Genomic DNA, 2760 nt, shown 5'->3' with positions numbered 1-2760 from the left:
CAGGGGGCGGGGGCCGCCGGCGTCGGCGGGGGAGTGCGCCGGCCGTGCGGCGCGGCCGGCGGACGGCCGGGGCCTGACGTGGTGGAAGAGGACGTTGAGGACGGCGGCCGTGAACGCGCCGACGGCGACGCCGCTTTCGAGCAGGATCCGCGCCCCGGACGGCAGGCCCGCGTAGACGCCGGGGACGAGGATCGGCAGCAGGCCCAGGGCGAGGGCGACGGCGCAGACGAAGGCGTGGGAATGCCGGTCGAGGCCGGCCTTGCCGAGCATCTGGACGCCGAGCACGGTGATGACCGCGAAGACCACCATGGCGGTGCCGCCGACGACGGCGGACGGGATGACGCTGATGGCGCGGATCACCGGGGCGAGGAAGCCGACGGCGATGAGCACGACGCCGGCGGCCGCGGTGACGAACCGGCTGCGGACGCCGGTGACCCGGACGATGCCGACGTTCTCGCCGCTGGTCACCATCAGCGGCAGCCCGAGGAAGCCGGCGAGCAGGGAGACGAGGGCGTCACCGCGGATGGTCCTCGGCACGTGCGTGCGCTTGTCGATCTCCTTGCCGACGGTCTCGGCGTTGATGACGGTCTGCCCGGTGGCCTCCGCCATGGAGGCCAGGCCGTACAGCATCAGGGGCAGCGCGGCGACGAGGTGGAACTCGGGCGTGCCGAACGGCATCAGCTGGGGCGCGCTCAGCACCCCGCCGTCGGTGATCCCGCCGAAGTCGAGCCGTCCGAGGGCGAAGGCCAGCACGCTGCCGGCGATCAGGCCCAGCATCACCGCGAGTTGCCGCAGGACGCCGCTGAACAGCCAGTAGAGGGCGACGGTGAAGCCGATCGTCGCCAGTCCGAGCGCCAGGTTCGCGGGGTCGGCGAAGCCGGGCTGTCCGGGGCGTCCGGTGACGAGCAGCGCCCCGACCTTCACCAGGTTGACCCCGACGATCACGATCATCGTGCCGATGACCAGGGTGGGGAAGAACCTCAGCAGGCGGGAGAAGACCGGCAGGACGACGAAGTAGAACGCCGCACTGATGATCACCGCTCCGGTGGCGGTGCGTACGCCGTGCTCCTCGGCGATGGCCAGGAACAGGATCAGCGGAGCCCCGCCGGGCAGCATGACGAACGGCAGCCGGGGCCCGAACTTCCAGGGACCGAGCGACTGGATCAGCGAACCGACCCCGGAGAGCACGAAGGCCGCCGAGAGCAGGTTCACGGTGAGGCCGGGATCGAGGTGGAGGGTCGCGCTCATCAGGAAGATCGCCGAGACGGGGGTGGCGGCCATGACGAGGACGTGCTGGACACCGAACAGGAGGATCCGGCTCAGGGGGCGGGACTGGTCCACGGGGTGGGGGAGAGTGCTGGGACTGGACACGTTCGAGCTCCGTTCGGCTCGCTCCGGCATTCGGCCGCGATCCGGCTCGGAAGAGGAGCCGGATCGAGGGGGCCAAATCGATTTGGCCGCCAGTATGTGAGGGGCCGTGAAACCCCGTCAAGGGTTGCGGACGCACCGATTCCATCCGTCTCGGGGAAGGCAACGTCCCGGCTTCCCCGCCCACTTGGAGGCCGGCGGGGATGCCGGAACGGGGCCTGCCGGGGGCCGCCGGGCGACCCCGTCCCGCAGGTCAGGCCGTGCGCAGGCCGGTGGCGGCCGCCTCGGCCTCCTCTACGACGCGCCGGGTGTCGACGTCGACCAGCCGGCCGCCGAGCTTGAGCGCGCGCCCGTCGACGAAGACGGCTTCGATGTTCTCGGGCCGCCCGTTGAAGACGATCTGCCCGACCCAGTCGAAGCGCGGGGCGAAGTTCAGCGCGGCCGGGTCGACGACCACGACGTCGGCCCGTTTGCCGGGGGTCAGGGACCCCACCCGGTCTGCGGTGCCGAGCACCTCGGCGCCCCCCAGGGTGGCCATCCGCAGCACGTCGGGCACCTGCGGGAAGACCCCCGCCCGGGTCGTGCGGACGCGCTGGAGGCCGACGGCCGCCTTCATCAGCGCGTGGAAGTCGGAGCTGTCGTTGGTACCGCCGTCCAGGCCGAGCCCGACCTTGACGCCCCTGCCCGCCAGGTCGGACAGCCGCATGATGCCGGAGGCCAGCCGCATGTTGCTCAGCGGACAGTGGGCCGCGCGCACGTCGTGCTCGGCGACGGCGGCGATCTCCGCGTCCGTCAGGTGGACGGCGTGGTTGATCAGCAGCCGCGGGCCCATGGCGCCGATGTCGGTGAGCACCCCGACGGGGTCGTCGGCGCGCTGCTCGGGCCGTTCCAGGACATGGGAGTTGAGCATCACCCCCAGCTCCTGGGCGGCCTCCCAGTGGGCGCGGTTGTGGGACTCGGCCGCCCGCGCCGCGTGCGTGGCGACCTGGAAGGAAGCGAGCGGCACCGGGTCGACGAGCTCCCGCTTCACCTTCGTGAGCAGGGCCCCGTCCGGTGCCGGCGGGTACATGGCGTACGTGAACCGCAGCCCGGTGCCGGCCAGCGCCCGCACGTAGCTCTCGATCAGGTCGTACGAGAAGATGTCCACCCAGTCCACCAGCGTCGTCACGCCCGACTGGACGGCGTCCAGCGCGGCGAGCCGCACGATGCTGTGGAGGGCCGCCGGGGTCAGGCGGCCGCGCTGGGGGTCGGTACACCCCCGGAACCAGCCGAATAAGTCCCGGTCGGTACACCCGCCCCGGATCGCCGCCTGCCAGAGGTGGTTGTGGGTGTCGACGAACCCGGGCATCACCAGCCTGCCCGGGACCTCCACCACCCAGGTGCCCGGCGGCG

2 protein-coding genes are annotated in these 2760 nt (G+C 72.2%); both read right to left on the bottom strand.

Annotated elements, in window-relative coordinates:
* Positions 1-1371, bottom strand: a 1371-nt coding sequence (locus tag SSNG_RS02120; RefSeq protein WP_241694973.1) for a solute carrier family 23 protein, incomplete at its 3' end; no start/stop codon positions are given.
* 250 nt (positions 1372-1621) lie between these two features.
* On the bottom strand, positions 1622-2716 hold the full coding sequence (locus SSNG_RS02115; protein ID WP_128637333.1) for an amidohydrolase family protein: 1095 nt from the start codon (positions 2714-2716) through the stop codon (positions 1622-1624).
* Positions 2717-2760: the final 44 nt, after the last annotated feature.

Source organism: Streptomyces sp. C, from assembly GCF_000158895.1.
Taxonomy (GTDB): Bacteria; Actinomycetota; Actinomycetes; order Streptomycetales; family Streptomycetaceae; genus Streptomyces; species Streptomyces racemochromogenes.
This window is presented reverse-complemented; position numbering and strand designations above follow the sequence as displayed.